Genomic DNA, 23,535 nt, shown 5'->3' with positions numbered 1-23,535 from the left:
TTCAACAGATTTTCTGCTAAACAGCACTGCACCACCCTTCAAGAAAAAACTATTGCCAGCTACAGGGTTATTTTGGTAATATGAAATTCCGTCTCTACGCGGCGACTGCACGTAAAATGAAAAAGCAAACGGATCTTGAATGACAAAACAGGAGGTGTTATATGCTTTTTGCGGTTTTAGCGCGCAAGGCGTACGCAAGGAATTTGCAGTATCGCGGCTCGCATCTACTGCATAACGCAGTAAGCGCAGTGTTCGGCTTTATTTATGCGAGCATCTGGACAGGTTTAGGCAGTGATGCATCGCTAGGTGAGTATGGTGCCAAAGGCATGGTCGGCTATATTGCTTTTAACCAAGCGATTCTATGGATCACACAATTTACGACGAAAGGGCTGGGACTCGAGCAATCCGTTCGTACGGGTCAAATAGCGGTCGATCTCATGCGGCCAGTGCATTTATTTTATCAAGCAATGAGCCGCGAATGGGGCCAGGTGTGGTATCAACTTTTATATAAAAGCATTCCGATTTATGTCCTCTATTATTTCATCTTCTCTTTACAGCTTCCTCAGCACGGTCCTGTGTATGGTTGGACAGCGCTCTCACTCATCATGGCCTCTTACATTTCCATCTGTATGAATTATTTGATCGGCGTTGCCGCGCTATGGACAACGGAATCTGCATGGTTTTACTGGGTCAATTACTCGTTCGCTATGCTGCTTTCTGGGTTCTTTATCCCTGTGGAATGGCTGCCTGGCTGGCTTCGAACAATTAGCTTATACACACCGTATCCTTATCTACTCTACTATCCAACACGCATCTACTTAGAACTTGAACATGGAACTGTTGTGCTCGGCGCTCTCTTATGGGGCATCGGGTTTACTTGTGTCTGCTTGGCCGTTACCCGAGTGGTTCGCAGGAAGCTGGAGGTGCAGGGCGGATGATATCGATTCGATTGTTTATGCTGCTCATTAAAGCAAGTCTGCGAAGCCGTATGCAGTATAAGTTTAACTTTATTTTTTCGACCATCATGGCCTCGTTTATTCAAATCTCCGAATTCCTAATGGTGGCGCTGGTGATGATGAAATTTGGTAATATCAAAGGCTGGACACTTTACGAGGTGGGTTACTTGTATGGGGTTATCATGATTTCCAAAGCGATCTATCGAACACTCGCCTCAGACGTGCATCATCTCGAAAAATATCTCGTTTCCGGTGACCTGGATGCGATTCTGATTCGGCCTGTTCCTGTCTTAGTTGCCTTGATGACACAGAATTCACGGATTCAATTTGCTGAGATTGGACAAGGATTAATTCTGTTAATCATTTCTATGAGCGCACTTCAAGCTAACGGGCAAATCGGGTGGATCGCCATTCCACAGACGGGGTTCATGATCCTGACAGGAGCTGTCATATTATTCGCCATAGGGCTTGCGACGGCGGCAGCTGGCTTTTGGCTTACACGTATCGAGTTTCTTCAAAATATGACCGAAGATGCTTCCCATACCGCTGCACGTTATCCGCTTAGTATCTATCCCAAATGGCTGCAAGGCGCACTATTAGTGCTCGTTCCAGTAGGCTTTGTTAATTATATTCCCGCACTTTACGTGCTAAGGCATCAAGGTGGAGTCGAGTTGCTATTCGGCACGCTGGCTGTTTCCCTAGCCGTTCTCGGGTTAGCGATGCGTTTTTGGAAACTAGGACTTTCACGATATCAAAGTACAGGTAGTTAACCATATGAATAAATGGGAGGGCATGCACCCGATGATAACGGTCAAGCATTTACGCAAAACCTTTCAATCCCCTGTCATCCAGGAAGGGAAGTTTTCAGGGATTCGAACCCTATTTTCTAGGGCATATAAAGAGAAAGAAGCCGTACGTGATGTTAGCTTCGAGATTGAAACCGGCGAGTTCGTCGGGTATATTGGACCTAATGGGGCAGGAAAGTCGACGACGATTAAAATGCTGACAGGCATCCTGCACCCCACCTCGGGTGAGGTTCTAATTCACGGTCGCAGCCCGCAGAAGCAACGGAAGCAGGTCGTTAGGCAGCTTGGTGTTGTTTTTGGACAGCGAAGTCAGCTGTGGTGGGATCTCCCTGTGAGGGATTCCTATGAAATCCTTATCGCGATGTATCGCGTAGAGGAGGCAGATGCTCGCCGCCGATTAGGGGAATTGTCGGAGCTCTTGGATTTAAAAGAAATCTTAGATACCCCGGTTCGTAAGTTATCTCTCGGTCAACGGATGAGAGCGGATCTAGCAGCTTCCATGCTGCATGATCCAGCGATTTTATTCCTAGATGAGCCTACAATCGGCCTAGATGTCGTCGCTAAGCGAAATATTCGCGGGTTCTTGCATACGTTGAATCGCGATTTCGGGAAGACAATCTTGCTAACGACGCATGATATGGACGATATTGAGCAGCTTTGTCCAAGAGTCATTGTCATTAATCATGGGCAAATTGGCTATGATGGTTCCATAGACAAGCTGCGTGATCGAATCGGCTTGCCAACGATGATGAAGGTGTCCTTTCGTGGTGAGATTCGAGTCCCTGCAAGTTGGGAGCTGCCGTTCCGCGTAGTAGAGCAAGAAGAGAACTTTTTGAAGATTGCCTGCAACCGTCAAGAACTCAAAGCGATGGATGTGCTGCGGCTTGTGAGCAGCTGGGGCGACATGGACGATGTACATATGGAAGAACCAGAATTTGAAGAAGTAATTCAGAACGTCTATTTATAGATCGAGTATGGGAGTGGAATGAAGCTATGGCGATAGGAAATGAAGAACGAGAGAGGGAAGCGCAGCGTGTCGCTACAGTTAGGACGAATATTCAGCGGCGAATTGTAGAGCTGCGCCAAACCGTAGATGACCGCAGATCAGAAGCAACGGCTATCGGCCGGAGCTTCTGGGATGATATTTCCGTCAACGCAGACAATGACGATGATTTGATTGAAACGGCTGCGAGTATGGCACAGCAGGAGCATGTACTGCAAGGGCAGGAGCGAAGCTATCGCTTGGCACAAGATGCACTGCGCAAGCTGGAACGCGTCGTCGATGCGCCGTATTTCAGCCGAATTGATTTTCAAGAGAAGGGCGAGCAGGAGCGGGAGAAAATCTATATCGGTTTGACGTCGTTCATCGACAGCAAGACCGATGAAATTCTTATCTATGACTGGCGTGCTCCGATCGCCAGCTTGTTCTATGATTATCCGCCGGGTCCAGCGACCTATCGGACGCCGGAGATGGATGTAAGCGGCGAGCTGTGGCTCAAGCGGCAATATATCATCAAAGCCGGCGAGCTGCAGGATGTGTTCGACACAGGTATCTCGATCGGCGATGAGATGCTGCAGAAGATGCTCAGTCGCAGCGCAGACGAGAAGATGAGCTCGATCGTGACAACGATTCAGCGCGAGCAGAACCAAATCATCCGCGATGACCAGCACAAGGTGCTGGTCGTTCAAGGCGCGGCTGGCAGTGGCAAAACGTCCGTTGCGCTGCAACGCATCGCGTACCTGCTCTATAAATATAGGACGACGCTGAGCGCCGATAATATGATTCTCTTTTCGCCGAATTCGCTGTTCAGCGATTATGTGTCTCGCGTTCTGCCAGAGCTTGGGGAAGCGACGATGCAGCAAACGACCTTCCAAGATTATTTAACGCATAAATTAACCGATACAGGGCTAAAGCTGGAGGATCCGTATGACCAGCTGGAATATATTTTGACAGGCAATGGCCAGGATCATTTGTACGCAGCACGTTTGCAAAGCATTACCTACAAAGCCTCCGAGGCTTTCCTACGTGTGATTGAAGCATATGGAGAAAAGTTGAAGCTGAATGGGATTCGTTTCGTTGATCTGGCTGTGGGCAAGAAGGTACTCATCACGGGGGCAGAGCTAAGCGAACGCTTCTATAGCAAGTCCTCGATACTTGCCATCGGTGAGCGGATGGAGCAGTTGTCGGAGTGGATTCTGGAGCAGTTGGATGTCTTCCAAGCCGATGTGCAAAAACGGTTTTATCGCAAGCTTGTACGGGAACCGAAGTATATGGGCAGCGAACCTGAGATGAAGAAAATGAGCCGTGTCAAAGCACACAAAGCGATTACACCGCTTCGGGAAAAAGCGCAAAAGCTAGCGTATGTCGATGTGCTCGGCATGTATACAGAGTTATTTACAGATGCGAGCTTACAGCAGGAGCTGGTGAAGCTAGCCGGTGAGTCATTGCCAGAAGCATGGGCTACGATTAGTAATTTCACAGTAGAAGCGTTGGAGCAAGGTCATCTTCGCTATGAGGACGCAACACCGCTTGTGTATCTGAAAGGACTTGTTGAGGGGCAGCTGCGGGTAGGTACGATCCGTTATTGCCTGGTGGATGAAGCACAGGATTATTCCCCTTTTCACTATGCTTATTTGAAAAAGCTGTTCCCACGCGCCCGCTTCACGTTGCTCGGCGATTGGAATCAAGGGATCTTCACGCACGCGAACGCGAATGCGAATGTGAGCGAGCTCGTAAGTGCTGGCGCCGGCTCAAGCGCCGCGCAGCAAGAGCAAAGCTACAGCTCGATTAGCGAGCTGATGGGCGAAGACGAGACGAAGACGATCCGTCTCGTCAAGAGCTACCGCTCCACACGCGAAATCACGGAGTTCGCGTCTCAGGTATTGCCGGGCGGCGAACCGGTGGAACCGTTCAGCCGCAGCGGCGAAGAGCCGCGCTTGCTGCACGCAGCAAGCGAGCAAGAGCTGGTCCGCCTCGTCGCAGACAGGGCGGCACTAAGGCGCGACGGCGGCGCAAGCTCCGTCGCGATCATTTGCAAGACCGAGCGCGAGACGGAGCACGCGCACGGACGCTTGAAGCCGCTGCTGCCAGGCCTCGCGCGGATCAGCAAAGATACGCTGCACTACGAAGCTGGCGTGATGATCTTGCCGGCGTACCTCGCCAAAGGGCTCGAGTTCGACGCGGTTATTCTCTACAATGCTGGGGCGTCTGTCTACGCGGAGGCGAAGGAGCGCAAGCTGTTCTACACGGCTTGCACGAGGCCTCTTCACTATTTAGATGTCTGTTATCTAGGTGAATTAACTCCTTTTCTTACCCAGAAATAGACATTCGTCCATACCCATCCGCCCTGCTGCACATAGGATATATGGAGCAACCGATTCAGGTAATCGCAGGCGGAAGGGGGAACTGCCCATGTCAGGCGTTGGATACTCCAGCACAGCTATCGTTTTAGTATTGTACATTTTGTTAGTGATCATTTTGGCAACATTCTAATAGGAACATGAGGAATAAAAGCCGTTTTCCGGTCACCGGGAAGCGGCTTTGTTGCGTCTATACGCATAAATTTCCAGTTGGGGGAGAACTTAACGATAACCGATCTTGTATTTCTACTACTTCATACCAAAGTGGGAGAGTGCCTATGCCTGGAAAGAAGCAGATTACTGCACTCCAACTATATTGTATTGTGATTATTTCGATTGCGATAACGAATCATGTTCTGTTAATTCCTGTGCTGCTGCATTACGGGAAGAGGGATTCGTGGATGGGAGCCGCTATAGCTCTCATACCTATGCTGTTGATGGCCTGTCTGATCTATTTTTTGGTGAGACGAACGAAACAGGGAGAGCTGATCGAGTGGATTAGAATGAGAGTGGGAAAATGGGGGACGTTGATTGTTCAATTGCTCTTCATATTGATCTGTTTTACACATGCTGTGGTGACCATCAAAGATGTCACGATGTGGACCCACATTACCTATCTGCCAAGAACTCCAATATTTATGATTATGGTGTTGTTTATCCTATTTTGCTTCTTTGCAGCAAGAGAAGGCATTAAAGCGATAGCGATTACATCGGGTATCCTTTTACCAGCTGTTATTCTCCTAGGTTATTTTGTCATGGGTGCGAACTTTCAATATAAGGACTACACACTGCTCACACCACTTTTTACACATGGATATGGGCCGACTTTCATTTGTATGCTTCTGACCTGCAGTGCTTCGTTCGAGACTTTGAGTATTCTCGTTATGCAGCATCATGTTCGAACCCGCATTCGATTACGAGGGTTGTTGATTCTGGCTACGTGTGTAATTGGTCTTACAATCGGTCCCTTAACGGGGGCAATAGCCATATTTGGTCCTTTCGAGGCGGCGGATTTACGGTATCCAGCTTTTGAACAATGGCGAATGGTGACTCTTGGGAAATATATTTCCCATTTGGACTTTCTGTCTATTTTTCAATGGATTTCTGGTTCCTGCATGCGTACTTCGATATTGATGTTCATTAGCGTAGATATGATGAAAGTGAAAAAGAAATCGACCAGAACGCACATCCTCGTGTGGATTAGCCTAGCTCTGCTAGGATTCAGCATGTACCCCATATCAGATAACCAAATGGTGTTGTGGTTGCAAAACTATTACTACATGGTGATGTTTGTTATTGGCTTAGTATTGCTGTCGTTCCTGCTAGCAATCGCGATGCTGCCTACACGGCGAAAGGAGAAGGATGCTTAGTGAATGAGCAAGATTTCCGTGAATGGTTTGCTCTTTCGGATGACATCATGATCAAAACATATCCAGTCACATACAGCGGGGAAGTCGATCGTGTTACGATGCTGTATTGCGAAGGTATGGTAAAGACTGATCTAATCGATGGTCTCGTGCTGCCGAAGCTGCAGGTCTTTGTTGACAGCGATTTCTATCGCAACGAAGATGCTTTGGATGTAAGCTCGATGCTGCAATTCGTGCAGTTAACGGGTAATGACATGATATCTGAGATGAAATTAGCAGCTTATGGAGGACAACTGATCTTATTTTTTGCAAATAGCCAAACGATATATGCACTGGATATTGCCTCTCCTCCGAATCGTTCTCCAGAAGAATCGAATACGGAGACTTCTATTAAAGGACCACGTGATGGATTTACGGAAGATGTCATCACCAATATCGCGTTAGTCCGCAAACGATTGGCTACACCGAGCCTATGCTGCGAGAAGATATATTTGGGGCGTAAAAGCAACACAGTAGTTGCCTTATTGTATCTAGTCGATGTTATCAACGAGTCGATCCTCGAAGAAGTGAGAGACCGACTGCAAGTCATTGATGTTGATGCGGTTATTAGCAGTGCAGAACTCAATGAAGCCTTATCAGGGCGAGCATTTTCTTTATTTCCACTATTAAACTATACGGGGAGGCCAGACTTTGTAGCGGATAGCCTGCTTCGTGGGCGTTTTGCGGTCATTGTAGACGGTTCGCCGATGGCGCTTATTGCACCAGTAACCTTGAGCTTTATTTTAGACTCTCCCGAAGATGTTCATAATCCCTTCTATTACGTCGCTTTTGAGCGTGTACTTCGATTGATAGGATTAATGATCTCGGTGTTATTACCTGGATTGTGGATTTCGGTGTCCAGTTTTAACTTGGACCAAATTCCGTATCAACTCGTAGCCACAATCTCCTCTTCACGACTAGGATTGCCTTTATCGGGGCCGCTGGATTTTATTATCATGTTGCTGCTATTCGAATTGTTCCGTGAAGCAGGCGCCAGGTTGCCGAAAGTGGTAGGGCAAACCATCACGGTAGTCGGTGGATTAATTGTTGGAGATGCGGCGATCCGCTCGGGCATAACTAGTCCTACAACACTGGTTGTTACTTCCTTGTCCACAATCTCAATGTATACGCTGGTCAATCAATCCCTTGCGGGTACAGTTACCGTATTGCGTATCGTTATTTTATTGGTTTCCACTGTGTTTGGTATTTACGGGTTTATGATCTCACTCATGGGTCTTGTTCTATTAATGTCTACGCTCGAGTCATTTGGCGTGCCTTATCTCTCTCCAATTTCTCCACCTCAATTCGGGGAAATGCTCGCTTCTTTATTAGCCAAGCCATGGGTGAAATTAAAGCGAAGGCCACATTCACTTAGTCCGAAAGATGACACCCGGCAAGGTGAGGAACCATCATGAGGAGTGATGCTCTGGTAAAATTGGCAGCAGGGATCGTGATATTGCTTACCTTAACTGGCTGCTGGGATTTGAAAACGATTCAAGATACGAATTACATGACAGCGATTGGTTTTGATTATAAAGATGGAAAGTACATCGTTTATGGCCAAATGCTGGATTTCGCTAGTGTGGCGAAACAAGAAGGGGCCAAGTCCGCTCAACCGCCTTTGATTTGGGTAGGTAAAGAGGAAGGAGCAACCGTAAGTGATGCATTCAACAAACTGTATCGAACGTCTCAGCAACGCGTATTTTGGGGGCATGTCGGTGCCTATTTGTTCTCAAAGAGTGCATTAGATCAGGGTATTGCTAAATTTACAGACGGGTCTGTTCGATATAGTGAAACGAGGTTTACGCAATGGGTGTACGGGACGAATGAGTCGATCGAGGCGATTTTTACCGTTATCCCGTTCTTTAATGGCTCACCGATTAACTCAATTTTAATGCAGCCTGTAGAAGCTTATCGTCAACACTCGTTCATACCTCCACATCGTTTGTTTTGGGTGGCTTCTCATTTACGGGAACCAGGGTTTACCATGATGCTCCCTACGCTAGAAATCGAAAATAAAGTATGGACCAAAAATGAGAAGCCAGATCCAAAACTGAGAGTGAACGGCGCGTTTACCTTGAACAGACATGATAAATTAACATGGTTATCTGAACAGCAGTCTCTTGGTGCTAGATGGTTGAATACATTCACGAGTCGTACCCCGCTAGTTGTATATAGAGAGGGGAAGCCAATCCAAACTGTGAATACGAAACCGAAATGTCATATCCAGGTACGGGTAAAGGATGGGCAAGCCATTTTCAATATAGAAATTGAAGCACCCGTGGGCGTTTCTGAAATATTTGAAGGGATCGATGAGAAGGAGTTGGAACAATTAATATCCAGTCAAATCAAGGAGGAAGTCGAACAGACATTTAAGTATGGTAAAAGTCACGGTATTGATGTGTACGCTTTAGAGCATGTTTTGTATAGAGATGACTTCAAAGCATGGGCGAAATTAACCAATTATGGCGAAAAAACGCTAAGTGACTATGAGCTTGGTACCATTAAAGTGAAAGCGAGTATTCTCCACTCGGGGATGCTCAAAATGAAAGAAAAGACGACGCAATATTAGTAGAATAGGCTGCCTACTGACGATTTGATGTTCAGGGGGTGGCTTTTTTAATTAAACCCTGCCCCAGTTTAGAAAAATTTAAGAATTGTTTTAGCCCGTGTTAATAGGCGGTTTAGTGGCAATTAAGTCTTGAGGGCTAAGATAGTCAATATGGAAGCGCAAGTAGCGCGGCCAAATTAGAGAAAGCGTATGGATTACGCGGAGGCAGGACGAGATGAATAAGAAGTTAGCGATGTTGGGATTAGGTGTAGCTGTAGGCAGCATGATGCTAGTGACTTCCGTATATGCAGGTGTGGGAGAGGCTCCCGGTTATGAAGCTTTCAAATCAGCAGTGAAACAAACAGCGACAATTAAGAACGTAACGCGCCAGGTCAACGTGTCTTTACAGGACAATGGAGCTTCCCTGCTTCAAGTAAAATCAACGATTAAAACCGGCGGAGCCGATCACGCTGGAAGTGCACAAGTGAATGTAACCAGTGGCACGAATGAGCAGCAAACCATTCAATTCTACAGCCAAGATGGCAAGCAGATTGTCAAAACAGCAGATTCTGACGTCTACAAAGTCATTGAAGGTGACAACGCACCGTCGAAGTTCAAAGGACATAACAAAGGCAATCATACCCCAGACCCTGAAGTCATCAGCGAAGTGGAAAATGTTGTAGATACATTGGTGGGCAATTTGAAAAATTATGTCACGATGGACGATACGGCAGGAAACGGCAAAGAAATTCATTTCAAGCTTTCCGGCAGTCAAATCTCTCCCGTTGTGAACACGGTAGGTTCACTCGTGATCAAACATGGTGTGATGGCCAAAGATGAGCCTATGCCAACCAAAGCCAATACGCTCGGTATCGACCTAGCGACATTAAGAAATAGTCTGCCGCAGCTTTCTTCCGACATCTCAATGGACGCAGTGGAAGTAAATGCAAGCGTGGATGAGGATGATCACATTACGAGTCAGTCGGCGCAAATTCATTTGTCGGGTAAAGATGCTCAAGGCGCCGAACATGATGTTGTGCTTCGCATTGACATGACGCTGTCCAGCTTGAACTCGACGACGCCGGATACGGTTGATTTGAGCGGGAAGCGCGTAGAGAACGTGAAATTTGACGAATTGTCGGGCCACAAAAACTGGGGAGATAAGCACTAAGCATTACTTATATCAAAGAGGAGCTGTCAACCACAGTTGACCTCCTCACTTCCTTATTGAAAGGCGGAGGCCGTGTGAAGCACATCGTTGAGATGAGCCAAGTAACGAAGATTTTCAGTAACCTGCGCGGCATCCATGCGGTTAATATGACCGTGCAGCGCGGTGATATTTATGGCTTTTTTGGGCCGAACGGAGCGGGAAAAACAACCGTCATGAAGATCATGACAGGCCTTTCTCAGGCGCAGCAAGGCGAGGTGAAGCTTTTCGGCTACGACGTGAAAACACAGTATGAGCAAGCGATGGCGAAGGTCGGCGTATTGATCGAAACAGCAGAAGCTTACACCTACATGAGCGGTAGAAGAAATCTGGAGCAAGCAGCGCGATTGTACCCAGAGGTGAGCAAGCAGCGTGTGGATGAAGTGCTGGAGATTGTAGATCTCACTCCTTTTCAGCATGAAAAAGTAGCGGGTTACTCACTGGGCATGAAGCAAAGGCTGGGACTAGCGGCCGCGATGCTTGCTAAGCCAGAACTGCTCATTCTCGATGAGCCTACGAACGGTCTGGATATCGAGGGCATGGTTCACATTCGTGAAATCATCCTACGGTTAGCGCGAGAGGAACAGATAACGTTTCTAATCTCTTCTCATCTCATCCACGAAATGGAGTTAATGTGTAATCGGATTGGCATTATCCATCAAGGAAAGCTTATCCGTGAGGGATTAGTCTCCGATTTGCTCAAAGGCAGCCCCTCATTGGAAGCCGCCTACCTGCGAGAAATTCAAGAAGTCAGGGGGCTAGCCGCGCATGCCTAGCATACTAACAGCTAACGTCTGGAATGAGACGCTGAAACTCGCCTACAAGAAGAAAACCATCTTCTTCCTAGCCGTAACCTTGCTGCTGCCCATCCTAGCAGGCATCTTGCTCTCGAGATTTCAGCAGGGCATCGGTATCGGCGCGATTGCTGCGAAGGATTTTCCCATTGTGATGCTGGGTTTATTCACAACGATTTTCTTGCCTTTATTCGTGTTCATGGGAGCTGCGGATGTGTTTTCTGGTGAAATGGGTGATCGTACGATGAAAAATATTCTGACCCGGCCACTTTCCAGATTCAAAGTGTTTGCTTCCAAACAGTTAGCACTCGCCATTTACATTGCGCTCTATTTAATAGTAGCTCTAGTAGCATCCGTGATTGCTGCCCTATTTTTTCAGCATTTCGGAGGCATCGGAACCCTCTCCAATTGGCTTCTTGCTTATGGCGCGGCCTTCGTACCTCTGCTAGTCTTGAGTGTTGCAGCGGTTTGTCTGGCACAGTTTTTCTCAAGCAGCAGCTCTGCGTTAACGGTGAGCATCCTAGTGTATCTGGCTTTTAAGGTTGCAGCCTTCTTTTTACCGCAGATTGCAACTTACTCCCCGACAGCTTACATGGATTGGCATATGCTATGGGTTGGCGGTTCGATTGTGGGGAGCAAGATCCTTTCGATCTTTATGTTTTTGATAGCGTGCAGTATACTATTTTTTACAGCAGGTTATTATTTGTTTGATAAAAAGGAGCTCTGAACCCGATGTCGATTCGCTTTCGGCTAGTCTTGTCCTATATAGCCATGCTGCTTGTACCGCTTGTGCTTTTCGGGCTAGCCGTTATCCTAATCAGCATCGCCACGTTCGGCAGTATGAAATCGGTCTTTGATGTCGACTTTTCGCATGGCAATCCCATTAAGCGCGTCGTGGATCAGGAAGCGGAAAATGTGGCGTATATTAAGGCCAAAATTGAATCAGATCCTGATGTCTTCCTCCAGGAGACATTTGTGAAAGACTTGAACGAGCGGTTCCATAAAATCAATATGGGACTCATTATTCGGAAGGATCAAACCATTACGTATGCATCTTCCTATCTGAAGGAAGGCGAAGCTGGGAACACCGCGTTGCTGCCGCTATATGGCACGCCGCAAGGTAAATTCCAACGTAATCAAGGTTCCCTGTGGATAACTAGACAGCAGGATTTTTTATTTTCGGATCAGAGTAAAGGTACCGTATTTGTGTTTCTAGATGGCGGTCCTTTTCAGAAATATTTGCACAAATTTTCAAAAACGGTTTTCTTAACGTTTATCTTCATCCTCATTGCTACCAATGGCGTGCTGACGTATTTCGTTTCGCGCAGCATAATAAGACCGTTACGCGCTTTGAAGCGAGCAGCGGAAGATATCAAAGAAGGTAACCTGGACTTTGAGATTGTCCCTCATCGCATGGATGAGCTGGGCGAGCTGAGCATCGCATTTGAAGAAATGCGTCGCAAGCTGAAACAATCCGTAGAGATGCAGCTCCAATATGAAGAAAATCGCAAAGAACTTCTTTCGAACATTTCCCACGATCTGAAAACGCCAGTCACCGCGATCAAAGGCTATGTCGAAGGCATCATGGATGGCGTTTCGAATTCACCAGATAAGCTGGATAAATATGTTCGAACCATCTATAACAAAGCAGCGGATATGGATCGACTCATTGATGAGCTGTTTCTATTTTCCAAGCTGGATTTGGGTAAAGTTCCGTTTCAATTCGAAACCGTCGATCTAGGACTTTACGTGCAGGATTGTGCGCAGGAATTACAATTTGATATGGAGAAAAAAGGAGTCCAGTTTACACTCGCCGATCTGCCTCAGGAGCGAATCTTGGTTACAGCGGATCGGGATAAGCTTAGACGGGTACTTCTTAATATTATAGAAAATGCTGTCAAATATAGTGAAGATGGCAGCTGCCAGATCACACTAAGTGTGCTGCGTGAAGGCGAGTTTGCCATCATTCAGATCAAGGATAACGGCCAGGGCATCTCAGAGGAGGCGCTGCCGCATATTTTTGACCGCTTCTACCGTGCAGATCCTTCACGCAATACGGCAACAGGAGGCAGCGGGCTAGGACTTGCTATTGCGAAGCAGATTATCGAAGAACATGGCGGGCGAATTGGGGCAACTAGTGTGGTTGGGCAGGGCACCACGGTGTTTATGGCCTTACCACGCCATCAAGGGAAGGGAAGCGAAGCATGAGTCGGATTTTAATCGTAGAAGATGAACAAAGCATTGCCGAGCTCGAACGTGATTATTTGGAAATTAGCGGGTATGAGGTTGATATTGAGACTAGCGGTGAGCGTGGACTTGAGCGGGCACTAGCGATTGACTATGATCTCGTGATTCTCGATCTGATGCTCCCGATTATGGATGGCTTTGAAATTTGCCGGCGCATTCGCAGTGTGAAGGACATTCCCATCGTCATGGTTTCTGCCAAAAAAGAAGACATCGACAAGATACGCGGCCTGGGTCTTGGCGCCGACGATTACATGATCAAGCCATTTAGCCCAAGTGAGCTGGTGGCTAGAGTGAAAGCCCATTTGGCTCGCTATGAACGGCTGATGGGGAAACGCGAGTCGAAGAACGATGAGGTTCGTATTCGTGGTTTGATGATTGATAAAACAGCGCGACGCGTGTTCGTGAATGACAAGGAAGTTATGTTTACGACCAAAGAATTTGACCTGCTGACCCATCTGGCGATGAATCCGAATCGGGTGTATAGCAAAGAGCAATTATTCGATCTGTTATGGGGTATGGACGCGATGGGGGAGATTGCCACAGTAACCGTACATATTCGTAAGCTTCGAGAGAAAGTGGAGCAGGATCCCTCCAATCCACAATATATTGAAACAATTTGGGGAGCGGGTTATCGTTTCCGAATCTAACTAGCTAAGCTTGGGAGAGTGAACGAACTCGTCTCAGGCTTTTTGGTTGTCGGCATAAACATATTTCTAAATTACAAATGGTTATTTACTTCGTTACTTTGTTAAGATATTGTAAAGGTTACTTAACAAGAGGAGCAGGCGATGATGGAATTTACTGTAGATCTACATATTTTAATGAAACTAGGGATTTCAGCCATTTTTGGATTAATTATTGGATTGGAACGGGAAATTAGAAATAAACCGCTCGGACTTAAAACATCGCTTGTTATTTGCTTAAGCAGCTGCTTACTGACAATTGTGTCCATTGAATCGGCGAACAAGTACGCAGTTGCTGGTTTGCATGTGATGGATCCCATGCGGTTAGCGGCGCAAGTGGTCAGCGGGATCGGTTTTCTCGGAGCTGGTGTTATTCTGCGCAAGCACAACGATGTCATTATCGGACTGACGACGGCTGCGATGATTTGGGGCGCTGCAGGGCTTGGTATTGCAGTTGGGGCGGGGTTCTACATTGAAGCCTTTTTCGGACTTCTGCTTATTCTCATCAGCGTAATCGTATTGCCTTATTTTATTAAAAAAATGGGACCAAGACCGCTGATCATGAAAGATCTGCGTGTACGACTTATCGTATCCCATGACGGAAACCTAACAGCGATTATCAAAGAGATTATTGGCAAAGGGTACAAAATGAAAAGCGTTCATATCAAAGAGTTGAACCAGGAGCTGCAAGAGCTCAATTTCATCGTGTATGTGGATCGCAAATATGCTTCCGAAGTGTTCGATGAAATGAAAAGCATGGCCTATATCGAAATCGCCGAAGTTGAAACGCTGTAAGAAAAGGACCGGATTGTGGCCGCAGGGCTGCTATCCGGCCTTTCTTTTTAGGCTGAAACGCCCAGAGCAGCTGCGAATTTGAGACCGAGTTCGTGGCATTGTTGTTTCTCATCCTTGCTCGGATTAAGCTCAACTTTGAAGCCATCAAATACTTTTTCTCCACCAATTTCCGCTAATTTCTCTTCGAGTGTATCCACTGCTTTACCAAAATACGTGTAAGAGGAATCAGCTGAACCGAATACGCCGAACTTGCGGCCATCCAGATTGATATCATCCATGTCATCGTAAAAATCTTCGAATTCATCAGGCAGATCGCCATCTCCCCATGTATAAGCACCAAGCAGAACACCTTCATACTTCTCGAGCTCACTTGCATTGGTATCCATCACGTTTTTGAGAACAGGTTCGATGCCAGCTTCTTGAATGCCAGCTGCAATAGCCTCGGCTAGTTCTTCCGTATTTCCAGACATGCTTGCATAGACGATAATAATTTTGGACATGGTGAACCTCCTATTAGTTTTTAGCAACCCGTTTTTGGCAACCCATTAACTTCCATCATATTAGATGATAATGATTATCATTGTCAACAATAAATTTTATAATTATCGTACTGTAGAGCAGTACGACTAGGCAATCATCGTGCTACAATAGGGATATGAGGGGGACTGCGCCATGGAGAATGTTCTACAGCATTTGAGAAACCTTGGCTTCACGGATCTAGAAGCTAAGTGTTTGCACGTGCTTGCCGTGAATGGCACGCAAACTGGCTACGAAATTGCCAAGGGGCTCGGCGTATCGCGTTCAAACGTATACGCAGCTTTACAAAAGCTCGCAGAAAAAGGCGCTGTGCTCACAAGTCATGGTGAACCCACTGTGTATCAAAGTGTGCCGATCGAGGAAATCGGCGAGCGAATGGAAGCGGAGCTGCAAGCCTCTATCCGCTACGTGAAAGAGCACCTGCCTAAGCAAGAGGCGCAACGTTCTGAGTATTTCAGCTTGGAAGGTGAAACCAAGGTTATCGAGCGAATCCGCTCGGAATTGAAGAGAGCGAAGGAAGAGGCTTTTTGTGATTTGTCACCAGAGGAAGCAAAGCTGCTGAAGGATGACATTCGCGAAGCTGCTACGCAAGGCGTACGTGTAATTGTTATGCCGACACGCGAAGCGGGAGCTGGTTTCTACCCTTTTGCCCGAAAACGAGTGGAAGGTCTGAAGGGTCAGCAGGGACGTAAATTCGCGCTGCTTATTGATCGCAAACTGGCGATCGTTGGCACGCGTGGTGTGGAAGATCCGACGGTGGCTATGCTAACCGAGCATCCAGCTATGGTGGAAATGCTGTATAATCATTTTTGCAGCAGTGTTGTGTTTCAAGAGCTTCAGCAGGATATGGGGACGAAGCTCGAGGATAAATACGGGAAAAATTTCAAGAAAATCATACAAAAACAAATAGATGGCAAAGTGCCTGAACCGAAGAAAATGGAAGAGGGCAAATTGATTGCACTTAAGCTTCATTCTGGGAGTGAGACTACTGCGGAGCTGGGTAGACTCGATGAGGGTGTATCTAACGGAAAGATTATGAGTGATGAGGCTAGAGAAGATAGTCCTGAGAAGCTGGAACAAGGAAAGAGGAAGAAGAAGAAATGATGGAACAAGAGCTTGTGGAAGGTCAAAAGAGGTTACTACTCGCGGCGGAGGCGCTCGTGAAGGAAAAGCTAGAGCGCGATAGCAGCGGCCACGATTGGTGGCACATATATCGCGTGGTACAAACGACGAAACGCATCGCCGCCCAGGAGGGCGCTGATCGCTTCGTCTGCGAGCTTGCGGCGTTGCTTCACGACGTCGTCGACGAGAAGCTGAACGCCGATCCAGCTGCGGCGCAGCGCGAGCTGGAGGCTTGGCTCGCCGCGAGCGGCACGCCGGCGGCGCAGGTAGAGCACGTGCTGGAGATCATCAGCACGATGTCTTTCAAGGGCGGCGCGCGGCCTCCGATGCGCACGCTTGAAGGCCAGGTCGTGCAGGATGCCGACCGGTTGGATGCCATTGGCGCGGTGGGCATCTCGCGCGTGTTTGCCTATTCGGGCTGGAAAGGCCGCCCGATTCATGATCCTTCCGTCATCGCGCGCGAGCAGATGACGGAAGCGGAGTATCGCGGGGGCAATGACACCGCGATTAATCACTTTTACGAGAAGCTCCTCAAGTTGAAGGAGCTTATGAATACGGCCTACGCGAGGCAACTCGCGGAGGAGCGGCATCGCTTTATGGAGCTCTATCTGCAGCAATTTTATGCAGAGTGGGAAGGCGAGCGATAAGAATTATAAGAAAGAGCCACTCGGTGGCTCTTTTTTTCTTAGTCATATACAGATAAACCTTGTAGTTTACGACCTCGGTGAATTTCTGGTCATCTGAGCGAGCAAATTTCGATGTCTCAGAGTGAGATCGTTGCAGATGCGCTACTGAGGCAGCAATAATCGACGTCTCACACAGGGAACCACGACATTTGAGCCCAACTAGTTAGCCGGCGAGCGATTTTCGACGTCTCAGAGTGAGATGGGTGCAGATGCGTTACTGAGGCAGCAATAATTGACTTCTCACGCAAGGAATCACGACATTTGAGCCTAACTAGTTAGCCGAGCGAGTTCATTTCGACGTCTCAGAGTGAGATGGGTGCAGATGCGCTACTGAGGCAGCAACAATTAACGTCTCACACAGTGAGCCACGTCACATGTGCCTAACTAGTTAACCGAGCGAGCTAATTTTGACGTCTCAGAGTGAGATTCGAGCAGATGCGCTACTGAGGCAGCAATAATCGACGTCTCACACAGTGAGCCACGTCACATGAGTCAAATTAGTCATCTGAGCGAGCGAATTTCGACGTCTCAGAGTAGAATCCGTGCAGATGCGCTACTGAGGCAGCAATAATCGACGTCTCACGCAGGGAATCACGACATTTGAGCCTAACCAGTTAACCGAGCGAGCGATTTTCGACGTCTCAGTAGAATCCGAGCAGATGCACTACTGAGCCAGCAATAATCGACCTCTCACACAGCGAGCCACGTCATATGGGTCAAACTAGCTGCCCGCCAACACCCCTCCCACCTTTCCTTCCAAAATGTGATAAAATAGAAAGAATGAATCATCAACCTCACGCGGAAAGAGATGTTACAACGATGAAAAAAGAAGCTAAGTATATAGCAACGGTTTCACTTGGCGTCATGGGCGCCGGATTTTTAGCCACATTGCCGGTATCTTCAACGGTATGGGGTGCGTTCCTGCAAGGCGGGTTCGAGGCAGGGGTAGTCGGTGGTTTGGCCGACTGGTTCGCAGTCAGTGCTTTGTTCCGTCATCCGCTGGGCATTCCCATCCCGCACACGGCGTTGCTGCCGAACAATCGGGAGAAGATTACGAAGGCGCTCGTTTCCACGGTGCAGAATGAGCTGCTCTCCAAAGAAACGATTCGCGCACGCTTGCAGCAAATTCGTTTCTTGGAGCGAGGATTAGAGCTCGCAGATAAGCAACTAGACAATGCGTCGCTGCACAAAGGGCTTACTGCGCTAGCCAAGCAAGCGCTACAAGCAATTGATTTAGAGAAATTAACTCCTCTTATCGCAGAGGAGATTCATAAAGCGCTTCAAGACGTAGATACAAGTCGACTAGTTCGCACCCTTGTGGACACCATTGAGAACGGTGGATACGACGGCAAAACGTTTGATTTTGTCCTCGATAAAGTGGCAGCTTGGGCGCTCAAAGCGGATACACGCGACCAACTCGGCGCGATGGCGATCAAAGCGTTTGAAGGCTTGCAGTCCAATGGTTTCATGGCTTTTGCTGTGAATGCTTTCATCGGCATGGTGAATGAGGAGAAAATCGGCGGTATCATCCAGAATTTCGTGCTGAGTTACATCGACCAAATGCGCACGAAAAACCATCCGCGCCGGGAATCTGTGCTTACTTTTATCCGAAGCGAACTGCATAAGTTGGAGCGCAATCCACAGCTAAATGCGGAGCTGGATAAACTGAGATCCAAGCTTCCTGAACTGTTTGACTTAGACGAGAAGCTGACACTTATGCTCACCAAATTAAAAGAGAAGGCAGAAGCCTTCATCGATGAACCGGACTTTGTCCCTCAGCACGTGGTACCGATCATTCGCAAAATGCTCCTATCCATACGTGAAAACCCCGAAATGCTGCACAAGGGGGAAGACTGGATTCAAGAGCAGATCGCTTCTTATGTGGAACAAAACCATAGTAAAATCGGCCAACTGGTGAAAGAAAACCTAGACAAACTCGACAACGAGAAGTTAACCGTTCTGATGGAAGAGAAGATCGGCAGCGATCTACAATGGATTCGGGTGAATGGGGCAATTTGTGGTTTTATCATTGGGTTAGGCTTGGCAGGCTTGAAAATGTTATTCTAATGCGACAACGTAGGGGATGAGAAAGCTTGATCGAGATAAAGGGAGTCAGCAAGACGTTCGTTCAACGAATCGGCGGCAGCTACAAGGCGTTGGATGACATTACTTTGACGATAAAAAAAGGGGAGTTCGTCTCCCTGCTTGGCCCTTCAGGCTGCGGAAAGTCGACGGTTCTAAACCTAGTCGCAGGCTTTGATACGCAGTCTGAAGGCATCATTCAGGTCAATGGTAAAAAGGTTACTGGCGCCGGCGCGGATCGCGTCGTCGTTTTTCAGGAGCATGGGTTGTTCCCCTGGCTGACGGTTCTAGATAATGTCGCCTTCGGCCTTAAGCAGAAGGGGATTGCGAAGAAAGAGCGCATCGAGATGGCGATGGAACAGATCAAAGCCGTGCATTTAAGCCGCTTTGCGGATCGTTATCCGCATGAGCTGTCAGGCGGGATGAAGGAGCGGGCAGCCATTGCCAGAGCGCTGGCGATGGATCCAGAAATTTTGCTGATGGACGAGCCTTTTGCGGCCTTAGATGAGCAAACACGCCTTATTTTGCATAAAGAATTAGAAGAAATATGGATGCGTACGCGCAAAACGATTCTCTTCATTACCCACAATATTCGCGAAGCGGTCATCCTGTCGGATCGGGTTCTGGTGATGTCCACACGTCCCGGCACGATCAAGAAGGAGTTCGCTGTCAAAGCAGCGAGACCTCGCGATAGCAGCGATTCTGTGCTCCATCATATGGAGGCGTTGATTATGGACGCACTGGCGGATGAGCTGGAGAAAGTGGTGAGAGAGGAGACTGGTGATGAGTACAGCATTAAGAAGAACGATTTTTCTGGTACTGCTGCTGATAGCTTGGGAGGCGGGATTTAGGATTTTCGACTGGGGATGGAAGTTCCCTTCCGTTACGCAGACGCTGCAAGCGTTCTACGACGGTATCGTGCACGGCGAACTGCTGCAAGCTGCGGGAGCTAGTATGCTGCGGTTGCTCATTTCCTTTGCTCTTTCACTCGCGATAGGGACGACGTTAGGGTTCCTATTTGCCCGGTACCGCTTACTGGATGACACGCTGGGCTTCCTCGTTGTCTCGTTGCAGACCATTCCGAGTATTGCATGGCTGCCTTTTGCTATTATATGGTTCGGTCTTAACGAATCTTCGGTTATTTTCATTACGACGCTCGGTGCTACGTGGACGATGGCATTGGCGAGCCGCACGGGTATCAAGAATATCCCGCCGATATATCTACGTGCAGCTCAGACCATGGGAACGGGAAATGGGTTTAATCTGTTCATTCAAGTTATGATTCCGGCCGCTTTTCCACATTTAATCAATGGTGTGCGTACTGCATGGGCCTTCGCGTGGCGAGCGCTTGTGGCAGGTGAGCTGATTGCCAAGGGAGCGGGGCTGGGACAGCTTTTACAGGATGGACGGAATCTCGGTGACACCTCACTGATGCTCTGTATCGTTATTATTATCGCTGTGCTCGGTACGGTTTCGGACCATTTTTGCTTCAAAAAACTAGAAGATAAAGTGCTAGAGCGCTACGGCCTCGCTGGCTCCAAGTCGTAGGGGAGTGAACGGGATGGTGCAACGCATCAAAGTACTTGTGCTGCTTCTGCTCGCGGTTACGCTGCTTAGCGCCTGCGAGGAGAAGCTGACCGCAACAGGTAAGCCACAGGTCGTTCGGGTCGGTGTATTCAAAAATGTCACACACGCAGCCGCTTACATCGCGCTGGAAAAAGGCTATTTTGCCCGCGAATGGGGCGATGAAGTGAAGATAGAAGTGACACCCTTCGATAATGGGTCCGATCTGTCTATTGCGATGGCGACGGGAGATATCGACGTTGGTTTTGTAGGTCCTGGGCCTGCGACGACTTTTTTCTTGAAAAGCGGCAATTTCCGCGTTGTCTCCGGATCCAATAACGGCGGTGCCGTACTGGTTGCGAGATCAGATGCAGGTATCCAGACGACAGATGACTTACGAGATAAAACCATCGCGATTCCCGCGAAGGGCAACACGAATGAAATCTCATTGCGTTTGCTCCTACAGCAATCAGGCATTGCACTAGGGAGAGGCGTAGATAACGCGCATCTCATTGTACGTTCACCTTCGGATACGCTGATCTCTTTCCGTCAGAAGGAAATCGACGCAGCCTTGGTCCCAGAGCCTTGGGGAACACAGATTGAGAAGGCCGGACTCGGTAAAGTCGTCGTTGATTGGCAGGCGATCCCGCCAAACCAAGGTGACTATCCAACCGTGATTATGGTGGCAAGCGACAAGTTCATCCAACACCATCGCGACATGGTGAAAGGTGCCATTAAAGCCAACATGGATGGCATCGCATTCATTCAAAATAGCCCCGACCAAGCCTACGATCTTATCAACAATCAGTTGAAGCAGTACAGTGGCAAGGGCATGGATAAAAGCTTGATTAAAGCCTCGCTCAGCCGCCTCAAGTTGACCACTGACGTTGATGTGAAGGTGATGGAAGAGATGGCGAAGGTATCGATCGGTGCTAGATATATTAAGGGCATCAAGCCAGAGCAACTGGATCTTAGCCCGTTCGTGGATCTCTCTATGCTGGCCGAAGTGAGGGCTGGGAAATAAGGGGAATGAAGGTAATGAGAAAGAGCTCGTCACACCTGCCGTAGGCAGATGAAGACGAGCTCTTTGTATATGATGCTGCTCTAGTTTCCACCAGAAGCGGCTTGTTGCTCATTTTTTTGCTGCTTATGTGCCTTAGCATCGATAACTTTGCCGCCGCTGCTTTTATCCGCTTGTGCCGCTATGGCATTCATCGCACTGCTTCCCTGGAAGATACCGCCCTCTTCGATAATGAAGGACCGTACATCAATATTGCCAATTAACACGCCAGAGCTTGTCACAATCAGCTTCCCCTTCGTATAAATATTGCCTTTCACTTTGCCGGCAACGATCACATCGCGCGCATGGATATTCGATTGTACGACAGCGTTCTCACCAATGGTGATGTCACCGGCACATTCAATGTCACCATTCATTTGCCCCTCAATGCGAAGGCTGGCTTCGGACATGATTTTGCCTTCACAGATCGTACTGCCTCCGATCAGCGTATCCGTTGTTTTGGCATCGATTCGTTTCAATTTCGAGCTTCCAATCATTTGCGTTCATCCTTTCGATCTGAAATGAGATAGGGTTTGGGATCAATCTGTACGCCATTTTTATGAACCTCATAATGAAGATGGGAGCCCGTGCTGCGTCCAGTGGAACCAACGAGACCGATCTGTTGACCTTTTGTTACAGATTCTCCGCGTTTTACCAATATTTTATTCAAATGCATATATTCCGTTTCAATGCCTCTTGAATGATCAACAATGATGTAATTGCCTAACTCACCATCAAAGCCAACGGCAATAACTTTTCCTGCGGCAGTTACGAACACCGGGTCATTGTATTCACCATCGATATCGTACCCCGTATGCATAGAAGGCCTGAATGTAAAAGGATCGATGCGGATGCCGAAGCCTGAGGTGATACTATGCGAGGTGATTGGCCAAAGTGTGGGTGTAATACTGCGCAGCCTCTCGGCTTCTTTAATTTTGGCTTCTGATTCGTTGAGATTGACGAGGAGCGCATTAATATCGCCTACTAATGAAAAAAGCCCTTGCTTGGTATCGCTTACGAGGGTAGATACATCATCTATTGTGACAGGTACATCGCTGCCGCCAACATCCACATTCGTTCCATTCACGGGCTTGGTGCTTGGGATGCTCGAAACCTTCTTGCTTGTCCCGTTTATACCCTCTGGCTGACTCATGAGTTCGATCACATGATCCAGTTTCTTAATTTCCTCGAGCTTTACCTTAAATTCATCCGCCTGCTGAGCCAAATCAATCAAATCAATTTGTAGTTTCTCCAGCTCACTTGTTTTATGTGTAATTTGATCAACCAACTGACGTTCTTGTCCATCGAAAGCTTGCTGCATGCTGTTTTGAGTTTGGTGAGATTGGGTATTCATCAAGTAGATGGTTACCAAGAATCCCATTAGTACAAGCAGGATCACGCTAGGCACAATATACAGTGAGCTGTGCGGAAGCTTGAATCTTACGGTATGGCGGTTGGCACCCGGAATGATCATGAAGGTCAGTTCCTTTTTGCCCCAAATGAATTTCAACAGATCCTCCTCCCTCTCCGTAACGAAGTCCCCCTTCTTGTTTACGATTGTATTCCACAGATGGATGAGTCATGCCTAATTTCTCGCATTCAGGGGAAGATGTTAAGGATGCGAGATCAACTTTTCCCTCTCTGGTAACGTCTATGAAATATCAACTACACAGGCAAGTG

Annotated in this window: 22 protein-coding genes; 19 read left to right on the top strand and 3 right to left on the bottom strand. The window is 47.8% G+C overall.

Features of this window, described 5'->3' with window-relative positions:
* The first annotated feature begins 161 nt into the window (after positions 1-161).
* From AC58QT_RS14725 to AC58QT_RS14665, 13 genes are all read left to right on the top strand, one after another.
* Positions 162-938, top strand: a complete 777-nt coding sequence (locus tag AC58QT_RS14725; protein ID WP_497409622.1) for an ABC transporter permease — start codon at positions 162-164, stop codon at positions 936-938.
* Positions 935-1,726 carry an ABC transporter permease gene (locus AC58QT_RS14720; protein WP_497409621.1) on the top strand — a complete coding sequence of 264 codons (792 nt, stop codon included), beginning with the start codon at positions 935-937 and terminating at the stop codon, positions 1,724-1,726. The genes AC58QT_RS14725 and AC58QT_RS14720 overlap by 4 nt, the downstream gene beginning before the upstream one ends.
* A gap of 31 nt (positions 1,727-1,757) precedes the next feature.
* The gene (locus AC58QT_RS14715; RefSeq protein ID WP_497409729.1) at positions 1,758-2,729 is read left to right on the top strand and encodes an ABC transporter ATP-binding protein; all 972 of its coding nucleotides are present in this window, start codon (positions 1,758-1,760) and stop codon (positions 2,727-2,729) included.
* 26 nt (positions 2,730-2,755) lie between these two features.
* Entirely contained in the window at positions 2,756-5,086 is a 2,331-nt protein-coding gene (gene helD / locus AC58QT_RS14710; protein WP_497409620.1) for an RNA polymerase recycling motor HelD, read from the top strand.
* Positions 5,087-5,400: 314 nt separating this feature from the next.
* Positions 5,401-6,492, top strand: coding sequence for a GerAB/ArcD/ProY family transporter (locus AC58QT_RS14705; RefSeq protein WP_497409619.1), 1,092 nt, complete (start codon positions 5,401-5,403; stop codon positions 6,490-6,492).
* Positions 6,492-7,943 carry a spore germination protein gene (locus AC58QT_RS14700; protein ID WP_497409618.1) on the top strand — a complete coding sequence of 484 codons (1,452 nt, stop codon included), beginning with the start codon at positions 6,492-6,494 and terminating at the stop codon, positions 7,941-7,943. Before AC58QT_RS14705 ends, AC58QT_RS14700 begins: the two co-directional genes overlap by 1 nt.
* Positions 7,940-9,100, top strand: coding sequence for a Ger(x)C family spore germination protein (locus tag AC58QT_RS14695; protein ID WP_497409617.1), 1,161 nt, complete (start codon positions 7,940-7,942; stop codon positions 9,098-9,100). Before AC58QT_RS14700 ends, AC58QT_RS14695 begins: the two co-directional genes overlap by 4 nt.
* Positions 9,101-9,314: 214 nt before the next feature.
* Positions 9,315-10,250: a hypothetical protein gene (locus AC58QT_RS14690; protein ID WP_497409616.1), complete on the top strand. Its 936-nt coding sequence runs from the start codon at positions 9,315-9,317 to the stop codon at positions 10,248-10,250.
* Between the two features lie 74 nt (positions 10,251-10,324).
* Positions 10,325-11,062 (top strand): ABC transporter ATP-binding protein, encoded by a 738-nt coding sequence (locus AC58QT_RS14685; protein ID WP_497409615.1) that lies wholly within the window; start codon positions 10,325-10,327, stop codon positions 11,060-11,062.
* Complete coding sequence (locus tag AC58QT_RS14680) at positions 11,055-11,807, top strand: DUF2705 family protein (protein WP_310499680.1); 753 nt, start codon at positions 11,055-11,057, stop codon at positions 11,805-11,807. The genes AC58QT_RS14685 and AC58QT_RS14680 overlap by 8 nt, the downstream gene beginning before the upstream one ends.
* 5 nt (positions 11,808-11,812) lie before the next feature.
* Complete coding sequence (locus tag AC58QT_RS14675; RefSeq protein WP_497409614.1) at positions 11,813-13,288, top strand: sensor histidine kinase; 1,476 nt, start codon at positions 11,813-11,815, stop codon at positions 13,286-13,288.
* Positions 13,285-13,974 carry a response regulator transcription factor gene (locus tag AC58QT_RS14670; RefSeq protein WP_497409613.1) on the top strand — a complete coding sequence of 230 codons (690 nt, stop codon included), beginning with the start codon at positions 13,285-13,287 and terminating at the stop codon, positions 13,972-13,974. The genes AC58QT_RS14675 and AC58QT_RS14670 overlap by 4 nt, the downstream gene beginning before the upstream one ends.
* Before the next feature lie 144 nt (positions 13,975-14,118).
* Positions 14,119-14,805: an MgtC/SapB family protein gene (locus AC58QT_RS14665; protein WP_497281551.1), complete on the top strand. Its 687-nt coding sequence runs from the start codon at positions 14,119-14,121 to the stop codon at positions 14,803-14,805.
* Between the two features lie 47 nt (positions 14,806-14,852).
* On the opposite strand, the gene AC58QT_RS14660 is transcribed toward AC58QT_RS14665, so the two are convergent.
* The gene (locus AC58QT_RS14660; RefSeq protein WP_497280528.1) at positions 14,853-15,305 is read right to left on the bottom strand and encodes a flavodoxin; all 453 of its coding nucleotides are present in this window, start codon (positions 15,303-15,305) and stop codon (positions 14,853-14,855) included.
* Positions 15,306-15,477: 172 nt separating this feature from the next.
* On the opposite strand from AC58QT_RS14660, the gene AC58QT_RS14655 reads away from it, so the two are divergent.
* The 6 genes from AC58QT_RS14655 (at position 15,478) to AC58QT_RS14630 (ending at position 21,819) form a co-directional block, all read left to right on the top strand.
* A complete protein-coding gene (locus tag AC58QT_RS14655) occupies positions 15,478-16,446 on the top strand; it encodes a TrmB family transcriptional regulator (RefSeq protein ID WP_497409612.1) in 969 nt (322 codons plus the stop codon).
* Complete coding sequence (locus AC58QT_RS14650) at positions 16,443-17,111, top strand: HD domain-containing protein (protein ID WP_497409611.1); 669 nt, start codon at positions 16,443-16,445, stop codon at positions 17,109-17,111. Before AC58QT_RS14655 ends, AC58QT_RS14650 begins: the two co-directional genes overlap by 4 nt.
* 858 nt (positions 17,112-17,969) lie before the next feature.
* A complete protein-coding gene (locus AC58QT_RS14645; RefSeq protein ID WP_497409610.1) occupies positions 17,970-19,217 on the top strand; it encodes a DUF445 domain-containing protein in 1,248 nt (415 codons plus the stop codon).
* A gap of 26 nt (positions 19,218-19,243) precedes the next feature.
* On the top strand, positions 19,244-20,083 hold the full coding sequence (locus AC58QT_RS14640; protein WP_497409609.1) for an ABC transporter ATP-binding protein: 840 nt from the start codon (positions 19,244-19,246) through the stop codon (positions 20,081-20,083).
* Entirely contained in the window at positions 20,016-20,780 is a 765-nt protein-coding gene (locus AC58QT_RS14635; RefSeq protein ID WP_497280538.1) for an ABC transporter permease, read from the top strand. Before AC58QT_RS14640 ends, AC58QT_RS14635 begins: the two co-directional genes overlap by 68 nt.
* 13 nt (positions 20,781-20,793) lie before the next feature.
* Positions 20,794-21,819 (top strand): ABC transporter substrate-binding protein, encoded by a 1,026-nt coding sequence (locus AC58QT_RS14630; RefSeq protein ID WP_497409608.1) that lies wholly within the window; start codon positions 20,794-20,796, stop codon positions 21,817-21,819.
* An 80-nt stretch (positions 21,820-21,899) separates the two neighbouring features.
* Here AC58QT_RS14630 and AC58QT_RS14625 read toward each other — a convergent pair whose 3' ends face one another.
* Together AC58QT_RS14625 and AC58QT_RS14620 are read right to left on the bottom strand one after the other, a co-directional pair.
* Entirely contained in the window at positions 21,900-22,352 is a 453-nt protein-coding gene (locus AC58QT_RS14625; RefSeq protein ID WP_497409607.1) for a bactofilin family protein, read from the bottom strand.
* Positions 22,349-23,365, bottom strand: coding sequence for a peptidoglycan DD-metalloendopeptidase family protein (locus tag AC58QT_RS14620; protein WP_497409606.1), 1,017 nt, complete (start codon positions 23,363-23,365; stop codon positions 22,349-22,351). The genes AC58QT_RS14625 and AC58QT_RS14620 overlap by 4 nt, the downstream gene beginning before the upstream one ends.
* Positions 23,366-23,535: the final 170 nt, after the last annotated feature.

The sequence above is a fragment of the Paenibacillus sp. J31R109 genome (genome assembly GCF_059692055.1).
Note: the sequence above shows the minus strand (reverse complement) of the source record. Positions and strands in the feature narration are given on the sequence as shown.